This is a genomic window from Agrococcus versicolor (assembly GCF_039531815.1).
In the GTDB taxonomy this organism is placed as follows: Bacteria; Actinomycetota; Actinomycetes; order Actinomycetales; family Microbacteriaceae; genus Agrococcus; species Agrococcus versicolor.
On the sequence record NZ_BAAAQT010000008.1, the window covers coordinates 389476 to 405702 of the forward strand.

Annotated in this window: 18 protein-coding genes; 9 read left to right on the plus strand and 9 right to left on the minus strand. The window is 71.6% G+C overall.

The features are described 5' to 3' along the window. The 5 genes from ABD249_RS14310 to ABD249_RS14330 all read right to left on the minus strand — a co-directional run. The coding region (locus ABD249_RS14310) for an NAD(P)-dependent oxidoreductase (RefSeq protein WP_344344717.1) at positions 1 to 813 on the minus strand (813 nt) is incomplete at its 3' end. Continuing rightward, the gene (locus ABD249_RS14315) at positions 806 to 1678 is read right to left on the minus strand and encodes an SDR family NAD(P)-dependent oxidoreductase (protein WP_344344719.1); all 873 of its coding nucleotides are present in this window, start codon (positions 1676 to 1678) and stop codon (positions 806 to 808) included. The genes ABD249_RS14315 and ABD249_RS14310, both read right to left, overlap by 8 nt. Before the next feature lie 34 nt (positions 1679 to 1712). Next, positions 1713 to 2528: an N-acyl homoserine lactonase family protein gene (locus tag ABD249_RS14320; protein WP_344344720.1), complete on the minus strand. Its 816-nt coding sequence runs from the start codon at positions 2526 to 2528 to the stop codon at positions 1713 to 1715. Next, complete coding sequence (locus tag ABD249_RS14325; RefSeq protein WP_344344722.1) at positions 2525 to 2671, minus strand: hypothetical protein; 147 nt, start codon at positions 2669 to 2671, stop codon at positions 2525 to 2527. The genes ABD249_RS14320 and ABD249_RS14325 overlap by 4 nt, the downstream gene beginning before the upstream one ends. After that, on the minus strand, positions 2668 to 2829 hold the full coding sequence (locus ABD249_RS14330; protein ID WP_344344724.1) for a hypothetical protein: 162 nt from the start codon (positions 2827 to 2829) through the stop codon (positions 2668 to 2670). The genes ABD249_RS14325 and ABD249_RS14330 overlap by 4 nt, the downstream gene beginning before the upstream one ends. A gap of 323 nt (positions 2830 to 3152) precedes the next feature. Here ABD249_RS14330 and ABD249_RS14335 point away from each other — a divergent pair, with 323 nt between their 5' ends. Continuing rightward, positions 3153 to 3935 carry an IclR family transcriptional regulator gene (locus ABD249_RS14335; RefSeq protein ID WP_344344725.1) on the plus strand — a complete coding sequence of 261 codons (783 nt, stop codon included), beginning with the start codon at positions 3153 to 3155 and terminating at the stop codon, positions 3933 to 3935. Here ABD249_RS14335 and ABD249_RS14340 read toward each other — a convergent pair. Continuing rightward, positions 3918 to 4697: an alpha/beta hydrolase fold domain-containing protein gene (locus tag ABD249_RS14340; RefSeq protein ID WP_344344726.1), complete on the minus strand. Its 780-nt coding sequence runs from the start codon at positions 4695 to 4697 to the stop codon at positions 3918 to 3920. The genes ABD249_RS14335 and ABD249_RS14340 overlap by 18 nt on opposite strands. Positions 4698 to 4947: 250 nt before the next feature. Between ABD249_RS14340 and ABD249_RS14345 the strand changes: the two genes are divergently transcribed. From ABD249_RS14345 to ABD249_RS14380, 8 genes are all read left to right on the plus strand, one after another. Then, entirely contained in the window at positions 4948 to 5952 is a 1005-nt protein-coding gene (locus ABD249_RS14345) for a DUF6282 family protein (RefSeq protein WP_344344727.1), read from the plus strand. Positions 5953 to 6125: 173 nt separating this feature from the next. Further along, positions 6126 to 6572, plus strand: coding sequence for a carboxymuconolactone decarboxylase family protein (locus ABD249_RS14350; RefSeq protein WP_344344728.1), 447 nt, complete (start codon positions 6126 to 6128; stop codon positions 6570 to 6572). Positions 6573 to 6688: 116 nt separating this feature from the next. Next, positions 6689 to 8170: an MFS transporter gene (locus ABD249_RS14355; RefSeq protein ID WP_344344729.1), complete on the plus strand. Its 1482-nt coding sequence runs from the start codon at positions 6689 to 6691 to the stop codon at positions 8168 to 8170. Continuing rightward, positions 8163 to 9173: a cyclase family protein gene (locus ABD249_RS14360; RefSeq protein ID WP_344344730.1), complete on the plus strand. Its 1011-nt coding sequence runs from the start codon at positions 8163 to 8165 to the stop codon at positions 9171 to 9173. The genes ABD249_RS14355 and ABD249_RS14360 overlap by 8 nt, the downstream gene beginning before the upstream one ends. Positions 9174 to 9216: 43 nt before the next feature. Further along, positions 9217 to 10119, plus strand: a complete 903-nt coding sequence (locus ABD249_RS14365; RefSeq protein ID WP_344344731.1) for a DUF6282 family protein — start codon at positions 9217 to 9219, stop codon at positions 10117 to 10119. Continuing rightward, positions 10116 to 10895, plus strand: a complete 780-nt coding sequence (locus tag ABD249_RS14370) for an HpcH/HpaI aldolase family protein (RefSeq protein WP_344344732.1) — start codon at positions 10116 to 10118, stop codon at positions 10893 to 10895. The genes ABD249_RS14365 and ABD249_RS14370 overlap by 4 nt, the downstream gene beginning before the upstream one ends. 97 nt (positions 10896 to 10992) lie before the next feature. After that, positions 10993 to 11931: a cupin domain-containing protein gene (locus ABD249_RS14375; protein WP_344344733.1), complete on the plus strand. Its 939-nt coding sequence runs from the start codon at positions 10993 to 10995 to the stop codon at positions 11929 to 11931. Next, entirely contained in the window at positions 11928 to 13430 is a 1503-nt protein-coding gene (locus tag ABD249_RS14380) for a flavin-containing monooxygenase (RefSeq protein WP_344344734.1), read from the plus strand. Before ABD249_RS14375 ends, ABD249_RS14380 begins: the two co-directional genes overlap by 4 nt. Positions 13431 to 13489: 59 nt before the next feature. Here the strand turns inward: ABD249_RS14380 and ABD249_RS14385 are convergent, their stop codons facing one another. The 3 genes from ABD249_RS14385 to ABD249_RS14395 form a co-directional block, all read right to left on the minus strand. Beyond that, positions 13490 to 14344, minus strand: coding sequence for an ABC transporter permease (locus ABD249_RS14385; protein ID WP_344344735.1), 855 nt, complete (start codon positions 14342 to 14344; stop codon positions 13490 to 13492). Position 14345: 1 nt separating this feature from the next. Further along, positions 14346 to 15077, minus strand: coding sequence for an ABC transporter permease (locus ABD249_RS14390; protein ID WP_344344736.1), 732 nt, complete (start codon positions 15075 to 15077; stop codon positions 14346 to 14348). 163 nt (positions 15078 to 15240) lie between these two features. Further along, a complete protein-coding gene (locus ABD249_RS14395; protein ID WP_344344737.1) occupies positions 15241 to 16221 on the minus strand; it encodes an ABC transporter substrate-binding protein in 981 nt (326 codons plus the stop codon). Positions 16222 to 16227 lie beyond the last annotated feature (6 nt).

The window sequence follows — 16227 nt, forward strand, 5'->3', positions numbered from 1 at the left end:
GGGGCCGGGGGCATTGAGGCTCGGCACGCCGAGATCGGCGAGGAGCTCGAGGTAGAGCGTGACGTCCTTGAGCATGAGGGTGTTCGTCAGCCCTCCCTCGAGGTAGTCGCCCTCGATGATCCGCGGGAAGCGATTGATCGTGGCGAAGTTCACGCCCGACGAGGCGTTGAGCACCTCGAGCACCGTGCGCAGGTCGAGCTCGGCCTTCCGCGCGGCCACCATGACCTCCGCCGTCGCCGACAGCGCGATGGCGTTGAGGAAGTTGTTCAGCAGCTTCACCGTGTGCCCGGCACCCGAGGCGCCGCAGTGGTGGATGCCCGACGAGAAGCGGTCGAGGATGGGTCGCACGCTCTCGAGCGCCTCGAGGTCGCCACCGATCATCAGCGTGAGGGCTCCGCGATCGGCTGCGGCCGCACCGCCGGAGATGCCGGCGTCGAGGTACGTCGCGCCACGGTCGGCGAGGTCGGTGGCGATGCGGCGCGTCGACTCGGGCGCGGCGGTCGACAGGTCGACGACGACCTGGCCGGGCCGCACGGCCGCGAGCAGCTCCGGGTCGCCGTAGACGACGGCCTCGACGATCTTCGAGTCCGGGAGCGACAGCAGCACGACGTCGCTGCCTGCGACGACGGCCGTGGCGGTCGCCGCCTCGTCAGCGCCTGCCTCGCCGATCGCGGCGGTGCGCGGGTCGAAGCCGAGGACGGGCACGCCCGCGCCGGTGATGCAGCGCGCCATGCGGCCACCCATGTTGCCGAGGCCGATGAAGCCGACCCGGGGCGCGCCGACGGTCGTGCCCGCGTGCGTCGGGTCAGCCACGGGGGCCCCCTCGCCAGTCGGCGTACATGCCCTGGTCGACGACGGCCGGATCCCATGCGCCGGCGCCACCCGCGGGGCGGACGGTGTTGACGATCGCGGCACCGCCGTCCGCCGACACGATCTCCCCGGTCGTGTACGACGCGTCGTCGGAGAGCAGGAAGGCGACCACGCTCGCGATCTCCTCCGCGCGGCCTGCGCGACGCAGCGGGGTCGTGGAGGCCCGACGCACCATGTCGTCGCCACCGCCGGCCTGCGTCGCGGCATCGGCGAAGAGGCCCGTAGGCACGATCCCCGGTGCGACGCCGTTGACGCGGACTCCGAGCGGCCCACCGTAGACGGCCGCGCTGTGCACGAGTCCCACCACCGCGTGCTTCGAGGTCTGGTACGGGATGAGGTCGGCCGAGCCGCGATGCCCGGCGATCGACGCGGTGACGGCGATGGCGCCGCCGTCGAAGGTGCCGGCCCGAGCGTGGTCGCGGTAGTGCCGGAATGCCGCGCGGATGCCGAGCAGCTGCCCCGTGACGTTGACGCGCATGACGCGCTCGAAGTCGTCGACCTCGAGGTCGGGCAGCGATGCGAAGGAGCCGAAGATGCCGGCGTTGAGATGGAAGCGGTCGATGCGCCCGAAGGCGGCGATCCCTGCGGCCATCGAAGCGTCGACGGCGGCCTCGTCGGCGATGTCCGCCACGACGCCGACCGCGTCGCCCGGCAGCTGCGCCGCTGCCTCGACGATGCGCTCGTCGCGGTCGACGGCGACGACGCAGGCGCCTTCGGCCGCGAGCCGTCGAGCCGAGGCGGCACCGAGCCCTCCCATCGCGCCGGTCACCATGGCGACGAGCCCCTCGAACCTCCTGGGTGCTGTCATGTCGTGCGTCCTCCTCTGTCGTCTCGTGGTCTCGTCATCCGATGCAGGCCGTGAGGCCCGGCAGCGGACCGTCGGCGATGCGACCGAACCGGTCGAGCGTCGACGGGTCGTGGCCCGACACCAGGTGCTGCACCCGGCCGTCGGCCACCATGGCGTGCAGCAGGTCGAAGCCCGCGTACATCTCGGGCAGGTCGGCGACGAATGCGAACGGCACGTCGTCGTCATGCTCCTCGTAGTAGTGGATGGCGTCGGAGGCGAGGGCGACGGTGCCGGCCGCGGTGTCGACGAGCACGATCGACTGCCCGGGCGTGTGCCCGCCCACGCGCAGCATCCGCACGCCCGGCGCGACCTCGAGCTCGTCGACGAACGTCCGCAGCCGGCCCTCGGACTCCACGCGGCGCAGCTCGTCGATCTCGACGTCCTCGGTCGAGTGCCGGAACTGCGCCCGCGCACCCATGGGGCTCGTCCAGAACGCGTGCTCAGCAGCGGCCATGGTGATGCGCGAGTCGGGGAAGTGGTCGAGGTTGCCGACGTGGTCGTAGTGCGCGTGGGTGACGAGCACCTCCGGTCGAGTCGACGGGTCGATCCCGAGGGCGGCGAAGGCATCGGTCGGATGCACGAGGAACGTGCGCTCGCGGTTCGCGCCGCCCGTGCTCGAGAACCCGGTGTCGACCACGATCGGGCCTGCGGGCGTGTCGACGAGCCACACGAAGTAGTCCATGCCGATCGGCTCGTCGGGCCGACCGTAGATGCCCCAGTTCAGGTACACCTCGGACTTGCGGCCCTGCCGCGTGCCGTACTGCACGATCGTGACGCGATTGCTCGCGTCGGTCGTCGCCGGGTCGCTCATCGCTGCTCCTGTCGCCGTCCGGTGGTCGTCGCGTCGGCGTCGGTGTCGAAGCCGATCGCGCTCGCGCTCGAGCGGTTGGACGCCGGCAGTGCTCCCGCGACCGGGCATGGCAGCAGGTGGACCGTGAGCCCGATGGCGCTCATCGCGAGCGCCTCGGGCCGCTCGAGGACAGCTGGCCGATGATGACGGCGAAGAAGCCGCACACCGCGAAGTCGAACCACTCCATGGAGTTGCCGACGGCAACCGCGACGGCGACCCTCGACTTCGATGGCGCTGCGGCCGTCGCAGAGCCCTTGCTCACGAGTACCTCCTTGTACTGGGACGCCGGTGGCATCGACGCCACGATGCCTGATTGTCCGACAATATGTCAAGAACTGCTCGAGAGTGGGAGGGCTCCAGCGTTCCACCCCGGGGGTGCCCCTGACCAGAGTGGTCCCACGCTGTTCGGGACCTGGCTGGCCGAGCCCCGCGGCTCTCCTGCGCCTCCTTCGCACAAGCGCGCGACGGGCAAATGCAAGACTGACGGACGAAGCGCGGATGCCAGTTGGCGGTCGTGCACCATCGGAAGGATGGTGTCGCCGTCGAGCAGTCCGCGATGTTCGCACCCTGAACTATCATGTCGACATGGCGAACCAGCGGGACACCGACGAGGCCTCGAGCTCCGACATCCAGTCGGTCGCGCGCGTCGGCCAGATCTGCGCGCTCTTCGGGCCCGACACCGATGAGCTCACCGCGGCCGAGGTCGCCGAGCGCCTCGGCCTGAACCGCACCACCGCCTATCGCTACTGCGTCTCGCTGGTCGCGGCCGGCATCCTCGAGCGCAGCTCGCGCCGCGGCGCCTTCGCGCTGGGCGGCGTCATGCTGCAGCTGGGCATCCACGCGCTCGCCCGCAGGCGCGTCATCACCGTGGCCCCTCGGCACCTGGCCGCCCTCTCCGGCAGCGTGCGACTCACCGCCGTCGTGAGCATCTGGGGCGCGCGCGGACCGGTCGTGGCCCTGGTCGAGGAGGACCGGAGCCGCACGATGGTCGTGACCGTGCGCGAGGGTACGCAGCTCGACCACACCGCCGCGCAGACGCACGTGTTCCTCGCGCACATGACGGATCGCGAGCGCGCCGACTACCTCGCCGAGTCGGCCTCGCCGGGCCAGCGCGCGGAGTACGAGGCGGCCACCACCCAGGCGCGCTCCGACGGCTTCGCCGTGGTCTACAGCTCGGGCGGCCTGTTCGCCGTCGCCGCACCCGTGCTCGACGCGACGGGCATCGCCGCCACGGTCGCGGTGATGGGCGTCGGCCCCGAGGTCGACCTCGGCGCGACGTCGCCGATCGTCACGAGCCTCGTCGCGACGGCCGACGCCATCGGCGCGGATCTCGGAGCGCATGTCGAGGAGTCAGCGCCCTCTGCCTGACGGTGCGGCCGCGCGCCCATCGGGCCGCTCCCCGCGCAGCACGTCCGCGGCCATCGCGATCGCCTGGCGCGACTCCCGCGTGCGCATCGCCGCCATGAACACGTGGAACCCGCCCCGCCACTCGCGGAGGGTGGATGCGCCACCGACGGCATGCACGGCGCGATGCAGCCGCCGGGCGTCCTCCACGAGCAGGTCGCGGCCGCCTGCGAGGGTCGTGATGGGGGGCAGACCCACGAGATCCGCATGGATGGGGCTCGCTCGCGGATCGCGCACGCCGTTCGCACCCGCCCACATCGCCCCGGCGCGTCGCAACGAGGCGACGGTGAGCATGGGCTCGCGCCGCTCGAGCCGGGGATCGTCGCGATCGGGCACCGCGACGTCGAGCCACGGCGACCACAGGAGCAGGGCGTCGACGGGCGGCGCTCCTCGATCCCTGGTCCGGACGGCGTGCGCGAGGGCGAGCCCACCTCCTGCCGAGTCCCCCGAGAGCACGACGCGCCGGCCCGGGGCGGAGCCGCGTACCGATGCCACCACCTCGTCGAGCAGCTCGAGGGCCTCCGGTGCCGCATGCGCCGGCGCGAGGCCGTACAGCGGCACGTGCACGGTCGCGCCCGAGCGCGTGGCGAGCGTCGCGAGCGCGAGCCAGTGCAGGTCCTGGATGGCGAAGACGAACGCTCCCCCGTGCACGTGCACCACCTGGCAGGCGTCGACCGACGCAGCGGGTGGGCCGTCGGCGCGACTCCTGGGCCTGAGCGTCACCACGCGCCGACCCTGCACCGCTCGCTCCGTCACCTCGCACCACCGCGCGACGCGCTCGGGCACCGGTGCCGGGTGCGCACGTGTCGCGAGGGCGCGATCCATCGCGTCCGGATGGTGGCGACCTCGGTTGCGCCAGCGCACGTAGCCGATCATGATCGTCATGCGAACCGACATGTCACACTCCGAACTTTCTGTGTCGGTGCCACAGCGTGGCAGCGGAGGGACCGCACCGCAACCGATCGATGAGGATCCGATGGACCACGACCCCGCCACGCCCACCTTCGCCGATGCGCTGCCGCCCGACTTCGGGCGCTTCCTCGACGGCGCGTTCGACCTGCATGCGCACGGCCAGCCCGACCTGTCGGCGAGCACGATGAACCGCGGGCCCGACATCGGCGTCGCCCGGCTCGCGCACGCCTACGGCATGCGCGGATGGGTCCTCAAGTCGCACCTGTGGCCCACGATGGATCGGGCGGCGCTCGTGCAGCGCGACCTCGGCGACACCCCGTTCGACGTGCTGGGCAGCATCACGCTCAACCCGCAGGTCGGAGGGATCTCGCCCACGGCTGTCGGATGGGCGGCCGACCACGGCGCGCAGGTCGTCTTCATGCCGACGTGGGGTGCGAGCGCCGACGTCGAGCGATGGGGCTACATCTCGCGGCTCCTCGAACGGCAGACGGCGACCTTCGCCGAGTACGCCCGGGCGCACGCGATCTCCGCCCTCGACGCTCGCGGAGCGCTGCGACCGGAGGTCGCGGACACGATCGCCGTGTGCGCCGAGCGCGGCCTGCTGCTCGGCACCGGCCACCTGTCGCTCGACGAGAGCCACGCCGTCGTCGAGCTCTGCCGGCGGCTCGACGTCCCCGTGATGCTCACGCATCCGCTGCACTTCACGGACGATCCCTCCCAGCTGCACGCCTTCACGAGGCTGGGCGCGTACGTCGAGCTCTCGAGCGCGCCGCTGATCAATCCCGAGTCGCATCACTCGGTGCGCGACTTCGCCGACGCGATCCGCGAGATCGGACCGGAGCACGTGGTGCTGTCGTCCGACGTGTTCTCGCGCTGGGTGCCGCCCATCCCCGAGTCGCTGCGCACGCTCGCCGAGCAGCTCCACTACCTGGGGTGCACGCCCGACGAGCTGCGTCGGATGCTCGTGGTGAACCCGCATGCGCTGCTCCGCCGCGAGGTGCCGGAGCCGCGGGGCGCGGGGGCCGTGCAGGCCCAGGTCGCCGTCCAGGGCTCGGAGGCCGCAGCATGACGCGCACGCCCCGCATCGACCCCATGCGCCTCGAGGGCCCGCAGGCGGAGCTCTACGAGCGATACGCGACCGGCACGCGTGCGGCGCCCGGCTCCGACTTCAGCCTCGTGACGGCCGACGGGCAGCTCACGGGCCCACCCGCGGCATGGATGCTCGAGGCTCGACTGGGACTGGTGCTCGAGCGCCTGGGGCAGCACGTCCGCTTCGAGCTCACGCTCACCCCTCGCGAACGGGAGATCGCCATCCTGCTGGTGGCGGAGCACGAGGACAGCGACTTCGAGCGCTACGCGCACCATCGAGCGGCGGTGCGCGCGGGGCTCTCGCTCGAGGAGATCGCCGATCTCGCCGCCGAGGCCTTCGCGCCGCGGGACGCGCGAGAGGGCACCCTCGTCCACCTCGTGCGAACGCTGCTCACCGGCGAGAGCCTCTCCGACCTCGACTGGCGCCGGACGACGGACGCGCTGGGCTCCACGGCCGCCTTCGAGGTCGTGACGCTCGTGGGCTACTACCGGATGATGGCCCTCCAGCTGCGGGCGTTCGCCATCCTCCCACCGCCGTCGAGCGCGCCGGCTGCATCCACCGCTGAAACCGTATCGGGCAATGTTCAGAATGCGGATTGACATGTTCGCATGACGACCGTACAGTCGGGGACGTTCACCGAGGAACGCGCTGCGACCGCCCGCCTCCCCCGGTGGAGGGGACCCGACGACGAGTCCCCCAGCATCGAAAGGTCCCCATGAGCACTGCAGCAGGTGTCGACACGTCCACCACCGATCCGACGGTGCGCCGTCGACGCGCGATCCGCGGGGCCTTCTTCGGCTTCCTCATCGACTCGTTCGACATCTACCTGCCATCGGTGGCGCTCCTCCCCGCGATGATCTACTTCACGCAGGGCCTCGACCCGGCGCAGACCGCGGTCGTGACGGGCTTCACGCTCGCCGCGACCCTCTTCGGCCGCCCCGTGGGCGCCATCCTCTTCGGGCACCTGTCCGATCGCCTCGGCCGCAAGCGCGTCGGCGCCATCGCCATCTACGGCTTCAGCGCGGTCACGCTCGTGATCGCCTGCCTGCCCGGCTCCGAGCAGATCGGCAGCGTCGCCGCCATCTCGCTCCTGCTGCTGCTGCGCTTCGTCGACGGCGTCTTCCTCGGTGGCGAGTACACCGCCGCGACCCCGATGGCGATCGAGTACGCCAAGACGAACCGCCGCGGCCTGGTCGGCGGCTTCGTGCAGAGCGCGTCGACCGTCGGCTACCTCGCGATCGGCGTGTTCACGTTCCTCGCGCTGCAGGTCGCACCCGCGGCCGAGATCGACTCGCCCTACGTGCAGTGGGGCTGGCGCATCCCGTTCGTCGTCGGCGCGATCCTCGGCTTCGTCACCGCCCGCTACCTGCGCAAGGACGTGGAGGAGTCGGTGATCTGGATCACCGCCGAGAAGGCGAAGAACCCGATCCGCGAGATGCTGGGCAAGGGCAACATCGGCTCGTTCATCCAGGTGTTCATCCTCATGACCGGCGTGTTCTTCATGGTCAACATGGTCGGATCCGTGATCCCGCAGCTCATCATCGGCCGAGGGTTCACCCCCACGCAGTTCAGCCTCAGCGTGATCTTCGCCAACATCGTCGTGCCCTTCGCGTACATGCTCTCCGGGCACCTCAGCGACCGCTTCGGCCGCAAGCCCATCCTGCTCACGGCAGGCGTGCTGGTGCTCGTCGTCATGACGTCGCTCTTCGCCCTGCTGGGCAGCGACGTCCCGCTGCCCTTCGGTCTGCTCATCGCGGTGATCTTCTTCGTGCAGTGCGTCAACGGATTCACGATCGGCACGCTGCCGTCGTACATCAACGAGCGCTTCCCCACGCGGGTGCGGTCGTCGGGATGGGGCATCGGCTACTCCCTCGCGGTCGTCATCCCCGGGTTCTTCGCGGCCTACCAGGCCGGCCTGTCGTCGTTCATGCCGCTCACCCTCACCCCGGTCGTGCTGCTCGTGATCGCGGGGGCGCTCATCATCGGCAGCGTCATCGCCTCCCCCGAGACCCGCGGCATCGACCTCGCCCGGGCCGACATGCGCGGGGGCAACGCCGCCGCGGACGCGAACGTCGCGCTCGAGACCAACGGGACGGCCGTGCCCGGCGTCGTCGCGGCCACGGACGCTGCGGCGGCGCCCGGCGCCGCCCGGCAGCCCCGCGACGGCGCAGCGGCGCCCACGGCGTCCGATGCCTGACGCCGCGGGCCGCGTCGTCCCGACGTACCGCGAGCTGCTGGCGCGCACGGACGCTCCCGCCGGGTCGTCGTGGAACGTGTTCGGCGAGGGCGACCAGCTGGGCGCGCTGCACTTCGCGGGCGCCGAGCAGGCGGTCCACGCCGCGGGCCTCGTGCGGACCGGCCGCGTCTTCGACCTCGACTATCCGATCAATGCGTTCGTGCCGAGCATCGCGGGCACCCGCCCGGCCACCGAGCACCACATCTTCGCGAACAACCCGCACCACCGCGACGACTGGCTCGACTCGTTCTACCTGCAGTCGACGTCGCAGATCGACGGCCTGCGCCACATGCGGCATCCGGTGCACGGCTTCTACGGGGGCGTGGCCGACGAGGACGTGGCCGAGGGCACCGAGGCGCTCGGCATCCAGCTGCTGGCGGAGCACGGCATCGTCACGCGCGGCGTGCTGCTCGACATGCCCCGGTACCTCGCGTCGCGGGGGCGGCATCTGGACGTCGCGACGAACGAGGCCTTCACGGCCGACGACCTGCGCGCTGCCGCAGCCTTCCATGGTGTCGACTTCCGACGCGGCGACGTCATCCTCCTGCGCACGGGCTGGGCGGGCGACTGGCTCGGCCTGACGCAGGAGCAGCAGGCGCAGCGCCGCGCGCGCTGGGGCTCCCCCGGCATCGCGCAGAGTCACGCGATGCTCGAGCTGCTGTGGGACGAGGGCATCGCCATGATCGCGTCCGACAACGCCGGCGTCGAGGCGTTCCCCGTCGACCCCGACTCCGGATTCGTCGATCCCGACGAGCCGCGGCCGGAGCGCGGCCCCGTGCACAACGGCATGCTGCACCGACCGCTGCTCGCGTTGCTCGGGATCTACCTCGGCGAGCTCTGGCGTCTCGACGAGCTCGCCCAGGCCTGCGCCGACGATGGCGACCACGCCTTCCTGCTGACCGCGAAGCCGCTCGCGGTGCCCGGCGGCGTCGGCTCGCCGCCCAACGCGATGGCGATCAAGTGATGCGCCCCAGCCAGCACGACCCGATGCGACCCGAGGAGACACCATGACCGTCATCGACGACCTGCTCCACGGAGCCGTCGACCTGCACTGCCACTCCGGGCCCTCACCCATGCCGCGTCGCATCACGCACGTCGAGGCGGCACGGCAGGCGGCCGACGCGGGCTTCCGCGCGATCGTCGTGAAGTGCCACTACCACGACACCGTGACGGACCTGCTGTCGATGGCATCCGAGCTCGAGCCCCTGCCCATCCAGGTCTTCGGCGGCATCGCGCTCAACAGCGCCAACGGCGGCCTGAACCCCTGGGCCACCGATCGCTCGTTCCGCATGGGCGGGCGGATGGTGTGGTTCCCGACGATCTCGTCGAGCGCCCACCTGGCCCACGCCGAGCAGCACGCCGAGACGAAGGCGCACTTCCAGCCGCTCGGCATGCTGCAGAGCGAGGAGGTGCGCGTGTTCGAGTCCGATGCCGAGGGCGGGTGGAGCGACGCCGTGCGGCCGGAGGTGCGCATCATCGTCGAGCAGGCGAGGGATGCGGGCGCCCTGATCTCCACGGGCCATCTCGACGCCGACCAGGCGCTCGCCGTGGTGCGCACGGCGCACGAGGCTGGCCACGACCGGGTGCTCGTGAGCCACCCCGACTACGTCTCCGACATCGGCCGCGAGCGTCTCGCCGAGATGGTCGAGCTCGGGGCGTACGTGGAGCACGAGATCGCGATGTACGACCGCGACCACATCTTCCCCGCCGAGCAGCTCGTGGACTGGATCCGCACCGTCGGCCCCGAGCGCACCGTGCTCGGCTCCGACCTCGGCCAGGTCGGCAATCCCCTTCCCGTCGAGGGCTACCGCAGGCTGCTCGCGCGACTGCTCGAGCTGGGCGTCGCCGAGGACGACCTCGCCACGATGATCCAACGGAACCCGGCGCACCTCATCGGGCTCGACGCATGACCCCCCACGTGCCCGGCTTCGCGCGAGCGTTGCGCGAGGCCGACCGCACGCTCGTGGGCACGTGGTCGAAGCTGCCGTCGCTGGAGGCGGTCGAGATCCTCGCGATCGCGGGCTTCGACTTCGTCGTCATCGACATGGAGCATGCGCCGCTCGACCTGCAGAGCGCCTACGCCGCCATCGTCGTCGCGCAGGGCGCGGGGATGCAGGTGCTCGCGCGCGCGCCCGACCGCTCGGGAAGCCATCTGCAGCGTCTGCTCGACAGCGGCATCGACGGGATCCTCGTGCCCCGAGTCGAGTCGCCTGCGGAGGCAGCGGCGGCCGCGTCGGCCATGACCTTCTCGCCCGCGGGCGAGCGCGGCAACGGCTCCACGTCCCGTGCGGGACGCTGGGGCGGCGCCGGTCTCGCCGACTACCTGGCGCGCGGCGACGACATCCTGCGTGCTGTGCAGCTCGAGGAGCTCGGCGCCCTCCGGCGCGCCGCCGACATCCTCGACGTGCCCCACCTCACCGGCGTCTTCGTGGGCATGGGCGACCTGCAGCTCTCGAGCGGCCGCAGCGCGACCGACCCCGCCGTGACGGAGGCCGTCGACGGCCTGCTGCGAGAGGCCGCGGCCCGTGGCCTCCCGGTCGGCACGGCCGTGCAGACCGCGGAGCAGGTCGAGGCGGCCGCCCGCCGCGGCTACGCCTACGTCATGGTCTCGAACGACACGGGGCTGCTGCGCGCGGCGGGCACCTCCCTCGTCGCCGACGTGCACGATCGCCTCCGCTCGCTCTGACCGCCTCGCCCGGACGCCGAGCATCCGGGCCCGAACCTCGACGACCGCACTCCGACACCTGCGACCGATCGCCGGCCGCACCACGAAGGGAACCTCCATGCCCTACGGCGCCTCCGACCCGCGCTCGGCGCTCGCCACGGCGACCCCCGCCGCGGCACCTGCAGCCACCGACTACTCGGGGCTCTCCACCGTCGAGCTCTCGGAGCTCGCCCCGGCGATCGAGCCGCCTGGCCGCCGCGACTGGTGGGCTCGCGGGCAGAACTTCGTGCTCGGCTGGTCGATCGTCGACGGCGACACCGACCTCGGCGAGCGGGACGAGCCGGAGGAGCACGTCGTCATCGCCGCCGACCCGCGAGTCTCGCTCGTCGTCGAGGCCCGAGGCGAGCGGGTCGAGGTGCCCGGCGAGCGCATGGTGGTCCTGCCGCCCGGCCGCTCGCGCGTGCGAGCCGCGGGCTCGGGACGCGTCATCCGTCTCGTGCGCTCGACGGCCACCGACCTCGTCGACCTCGCCGCGAACGCCGCCGACTACGCGCTCCCGCATCACAACGTGCCGGAGTTCGCAGCCTGGCCCGAGCCCGTGGGCGGCTACCGCGTCCGGGTCTACGACCTGACGGTGCCCACCCTGCCGGGCTCCCCCTTCCGGCTGTATCGCTGCACCACGTTCATGGTCAACTGGATCCGCCCGCAGCCGGGCCCGCGCGACGCGACGCGGCTCTCCCCGCACCATCACGACGACTTCGAGCAGTGCTCGCTCGTGCTCGACGGCGAGTACGTGCACCACGTCCGCTGGCCCTGGACGACCGACAGCACCGTGTGGCGCGATGACCAGCACCATCGCACCACGGCACCGTCGGTCGCGATCATCCCGCCACCCAGCCAGCACACGAGCGAGGCGGTGGGCATGGGCACCAACCACCTGGTCGACATCTTCAGCCCGCCGCGCGTGGACTTCTCGTCGATGGAGGGATGGGTGCTGAACGCCGCCGACTATCCGATGCCGTCCCCCGCCGCGTCGTCGACCGGAGCGGAGGCGTGAGCTCGACCACGACGCGTCGCGCGTCCGGCCGCCGACCGACGCCCCGCCGCCCACGGCTGCGCGTCGCGATCATCGGATCGGGCTTCGGCGGCATCGCGCTCGCCGTGAAGCTGCAGCGGCGCACGTCCGCCGAGTTCACGATCTTCGAGCAGGCGTCCGGCATCGGCGGCACCTGGTTCGAGAACCGCTATCCGGGATGCGAGGTCGACATCCCCTCGCACGCCTACTCGTTCTCGTTCGTCAAGCACGACTGGCCGCGCACGCACGCGACGCAGCCCGAGCTGCTCGCGTACGCCAACGACGTCGTCGACCGCTTCGGCCTCCGCCCCCACGTCCGGCTCGAGACCAAGGTCGAGCGCGTCGAGTGGAGCGACGCCGACCGCACCTATGCGGTGCACGCCTCCGATGGGACGTCGGAGCGATTCGACTTCGTCGTCTCGGCCGTCGGCCTGCTCAACGTGCCGCGCTACCCGGATTGGCCCGGGCTCGAAGAGTTCGAGGGCGTGCGATTCCACACCTCGCGCTGGGAGCACGGCCACGACCTCGCCGGCAAGCGCGTCGCGGTGGTCGGCACGGGGTCGACGGCGGCGCAGGTCGTGCCAGCGCTCGCACCCGAGGTCGGCGAGCTCACGGTGTACCAGCGTGAGCCCGGTTGGATCGAGCCGAAGCGCGAGCGCGCGTACACGGCGCGGGAGCGATGGACGTACCGCCACGTGCCGTTCGCCCAACGCATCCATCGCGCCTACCAGTTCGCCGTCGCCGGGCGACGCTTCAAGGCCAACGACGTCGAGAGCAGCAGGCAGCGCGAGATGCGGCAGCTCTGCACCGACTACATCGCCGAGACCGTGCACGACCCGCAGACGCGTGCAGCGCTCACGCCCGACTACCCGTGGGGCTGCAAGCGCCCGATCGTCGCCACGACGTACTACCCGGCCTTCAACCGGCCGAACGTGGAGCTGGTGCCGCATGCGGTGATGCGCGTCACGAAGGACGGCATCGTCGACGCGACGGGCACGGAGCGGAAGGTCGACGTGCTCGTGCTCAGCACCGGGTTCCAGCCGCAGCAGTTCCTCGCGAACCTCCGGGTGCGCGGGACCGGCGGACGCGACCTGCACGACGCGTGGGCGCAGCGCGCCACGGCGTTCCTCGGGATCACCGTGCCGGACTTCCCCAACTTCTTCATCCTCTACGGGCCGAACACCAACGGTGGCACCTCGATCATCGCCCAGCTCGAGCGGCAGGCGGAGGTCGCCGTCGCCGCCATCCGCCGGATCGAGCGCTCGAGCAGTCGGGTCGTGGACACCGATGCCGCGGCCACCACCCGCTGGGTCGAGTGGATCGACGAGCAGCTGGACACGCACGCCTCGGCGATGAGCTCCGGTTGCACGAACTACTACACGGTCGCGAGCGGTGCGAACGTGACGCAGTGGCCGCGGACCCACCTCGTGTACCTCCTGCGCACCCGACTCACGAGGGGCCGCGGCCTGCGCTTCCGCTGAGCGCGTGACGAAGGGCGGAGACCGACGGTCTCCGCCCTTCGTCGCGTCCGGGTCGTGGCTCAGTGCGAGCGGCGGTGCCAGCCGAGCACGCGACGCTCGACGAGCTCCACGACGACGTTGATCGCGACGCCGACGAGCGACAGCAGCAGGATCCACGCCCACATCGCGCGGTAGTCGAAGCTGCTGCCTGTGAGTCGGATCTGGTACCCGATGCCGTCGCTCGCGACGAAGAGCTCGGACACGATCGCGAGGATGATCGCGCTGTTCGTGCCGATGCGCAGGCCTGCGAAGATCTGCGGCAGGGCCGCCGGCAGGATGATGCGCCGGACGATCGCGGCTCGGCGCAGTCGAAGCGACCGCCCCATCAGGATCAGCGTCGGCTCCACCGATGCGACGCCGCCTGCGGCGTTGATCACGAGGTAGAGCGACAGCGTCCACGCGATGAAGGCGATGCGCATGGCGTCGGTGCCGCCCAGCACGACGATGAACAGCGGCAGCACTGCCGAGGCCGGCAACGCGCGAAGGAACTCGATGACCCATCCCGTGCCGACGCGGAACGGCCGCGAGAGTCCCACGACGACACCCAGGGTGACGCCCCACAGCGACCCGAGGGCGAATCCCGCCAGCGCACGGGCGATCGTCGGCAGCGCGTTGCCGAGCCAGGCCGTCTCGGGCGACAGGTAGGCGCCACCGGTCACGAAGAGCCTGCGCGCGGCGTCGAGGATGCTCATGGGCGGCGGCAGGTGCGGGTTCGGCTGCACGGTGGCCGCCACCTGCCAGGCGGCGAGCAGCACCACGAGCAGTCCGAGCCGTGTCGCAGCGACCATGGCCCATCGCCGTGCGCGCGCGGCGCCGCCCGCGTGCGCCGCCCCCGAGTCGAGGCGAGCGCCGGCCTTCGTCCCCACCGTCGTCATGTCAGCCTTCCTTGGTGGTCGTCGACCATGCCAGCCATCGGCGCTCCACGGCGCCGAGCGCGACGTTCACGACGAGTCCGAGCACGCCGGCCACGACGATGGCCGCGTAGGCCGAGAGCACGTCGTTGCCGCCGGCGCGAGCCTCCGCGATCATGCCGCCGACGCCCACCGATCCACCGAGGTAGAGCTCGAGCGTGATGACGACGATGAGCGAGATCGTCGACGAGATGCGCACCCCGGCCCACATCATGGGCAGCGCGGCCGGGATGACGACGCTGCGCACGACGTCGAGCCTCGAGCGGCCGAACGAGCGCGCCATGTCGCGCATGAGCGGGTCGACGTTGCGCACCCCGTAGAGCGCGTTGAACATGATGGGCCAGATGCTCGCGAGCACGACGATGATCGTCTTCATGCCGAGGTTGGTGCCGAAGAGCACGATGGCAAGCGGGATGAGGGCGACGGCCGGGATGGGCCGCACCATCTCGATCACGGTGCGTGCCGAGCGGTAGGTGATCTCCCACAGCCCGAACAGCACGCCGAGCGCGACTCCCAGCAGCGTCGCGATGACGATGCCGACCACGAACCCCGACATCGTGTCGAGGACCTGTCCGTAGAACTCCGGCTCGAGGAGCAGCGCGCCGAAGCGCGCCAGGGTCTGCGAGAGGTACGGGACGTAGTCGGGGTTCGCGAACCCGACCCGTGCCACGACCTCGAGCAGCACCGCGAACGCCACGACGCCCCCGAGGCTGAGCGCGATGCGGCTCCATGCGGTCCAGGCCCTCGGCGACCGTCCTGGCGCGCGGCGGGCGCGCACCGGGGTCGAGGACCTCGCATCCGCTGCCTCGACGCCTCCTCCCCGAACGGCCTCGCTGAGCGGAGCGGTCACGGTCGCGGACCTAGCACTCGGCGGGCATCGGGATGACGAGCGAGCCCACGTCGAACTCGGGCGCGCCCGAGACGGCCACCTCGTCGTCCCAGTCGGCCTGCACCGCCGCGACGTCGAGCGGGGCGTCGATCGAGATCGGCGACGGCGAGCTCGCGATGAGACCGTCGTCCCAGCCGAGGGTGTCGGCCATGTAGCGCTCCATCTCGGGCCGCTCGTTCGCGAGCCTGGCGCCCGCGACCATCGCGCACTGGAAGGCCGCGATGGCGTTGGGGTTCGCCTCGTGGAACTCGCGCGTCGTGAGCCACACGTTCTCGGGCCGACCCGCGTACTCGCCGCCTCCGACGTCGAAGATGGGCTCGGCACCGGTCGCCTGCACGGCGGGCAGCGCGAACGACGCTGCGATCACCGCGTCGACGGTGCCCGACTGGAGCTGCTCTGCCATGTCGCCGTACGTCGTGGCGACGAGCGAGAGGCTGGACGGGTCGCCGCCCTCCTCCGTGATCGCGAGACGGATGCGATTGGGCCAGCTGCCGGTGATCGACGTCGCGCCGAGTGTGGCGCCCTCGAGGTCGGCCACGGTCTCGATGCCGGAGTCGGGCATCGCGTACACGACCTGCCTGCCCTCCTCGCTCTCGTAGTTGCCCGCCACGATGAGCGCATCCACGCCGCTCTGCGCGAGCTGCACCGCTCCCACCGACGAGCCGGGCACGATGCCGATCTCACCGGCGACGAGCTGCGCGCGGCCCACCGTCGCATCGGTCATCCAGTCCGAGGCCAGCTCGACGCCGTAGCCCTCGGCCGTCGGCGAGCCGAGGAACCACTGCGCGCTGATGGCGCCCTGCCACACCGCGCCCTGGATCCGATCGACCTCGGGGGCCGTCGGATCGGCGGTCTCCGCGATCTCGGCGATCGACCCGGCGTCCACGCCGTCGGTCCCCCCGCCCGCGGCGCAGCCCGCCAGCATCACGGCGGCTGCCGCGGCGCTCGCCACCGCAGC